Source organism: Pontibacillus litoralis JSM 072002, from assembly GCF_000775615.1.
GTDB lineage: Bacteria > Bacillota > Bacilli > Bacillales > BH030062 > Pontibacillus > Pontibacillus litoralis.
This window is the reverse complement of record NZ_AVPG01000056.1, coordinates 1-1,502: the sequence shown is the minus strand read 5'-3', so window position 1 is coordinate 1,502 and position 1,502 is coordinate 1. Positions and strand designations below refer to the sequence as shown.

Annotated in this window: 1 protein-coding gene; it reads left to right on the top strand. The window is 40.7% G+C overall.

Going from position 1 to position 1,502, the window contains the following annotated elements; all coding sequences use genetic code 11:
* Window positions 1–86: 86 nt before the first annotated feature.
* A partial coding sequence (locus N784_RS15640) for a DUF6923 family protein (protein WP_036836504.1) occupies window positions 87–1,502 on the top strand: 1,416 nt, incomplete at its 3' end.

Sequence of the window (1,502 nt, the reverse complement as noted above, 5' to 3'; positions counted from 1 at the left end):
CGGTTGCCGACCCTGGTATAGCATGTCCGCCGACTTTATTTACCCAACCACCTGGCTATACGACTTCTACAACATCGAGGGTTAGAATGATCGATGTAACACAGACCGACATCGATACAAACCAAGTATTTACGGAAAATTTCGGTCATGAAGATGTGGAGTCATTTGAATGTTCTCCTAATGGACTGCAAGTGGCGCTCGTTCCAAGTAGAGTGTTTGAGATAAATCTTGTAACCGGTAGTTCTACCAATTTAGGTTTTATTACACCAAATGGAGAATATAATGCGGTGGGGTTTAGTGTTTTAGACAATTCAATATATGGTAAGGCTAATAGTGTTGACAGAATATTTAGATTAAATGCAGATTTATCCGCTACTATTTTTCCCGCAATCCCCAACCTGCCTAGTCGTCCGTATAATGTTGGTGATGTTGACTTAAACGGCCATTTATATATTTATACTCAAAATGACCCCCGATTTTATGTAATAGACGTTGACCCTAACTCTCCAACGTATTTAATGCTCGTTGATCCTACAGCTGGTTTTGTGCTGGATACAGCTCCTTTTGGAACAGCAATTACTCCGATTTTAATTGCTGACTGGGCATTTAATCCTGTAGATAATCAATTATACGGTATTTTAACTCCTTCAGGCAATGTTGTTAGAATCGATCCATTAACAGGAGCAGTAACTACATTAACAACTGTTGGTGTACCAGGTGGCCCACTTTATGGCGCAGTATTTTTTGATGGGCAAGGGTTCTTTTATGGATTTAATAATGCCACAGGTCAAATTTTCCGAATTGAAATAGTTGGAAATAACGCGAATGGCGTACTATTTTCAACATCAGTTTCAGCACTTCGAAATGATGGTACTCGTTGTCCACTTGCGCTATTAAACCTACTTACTATTGAAAAAAGTGTTGATCCTACGCTTGCGTGTCCTGGTGATAGATTGATGTATACCATTGAGATTGAGAATGTGGGTGCAATCTTGGATGCAGAAAATGTCATCGTTGTAGACGATATTCCAGCCGGAACGACATTTATACCAGGTAGTGTCACCGTTAATGGGATGCTGACAGGAGATGATCCGAGTGTGGGGATTTCGCTTGGGGATATACCACCAGGCGGAACGGTAACGATAACGTACAAAGTGGAAGTAGATGATTTTGGTACTTTTCCTATCACGAACATAGCTAGTGTAAGTGGAGATAATGTGGAAGAAACGTTTTCGAATGAGGTTGTTACGAATCAAGCCATGACGAATGTATCGGTTGTGAAAGAAGCGGAACCGCAGCTCATTGAATGTGGAGATATTCTAACGTACACGATTACGATTACAAATGAAGGTCCAGATAGTTCTGGTCAAATTATTTTATATGACCCAGAACCTTCCGGGACGAACTTTATTGAAGGTAGTGTAAAGGTTAATGGTTTATTAGTTCCTGATGCTAATCCTAATGCTGGTATCCCCATTGGCTCTCTCGCTGTTGGAGAATCG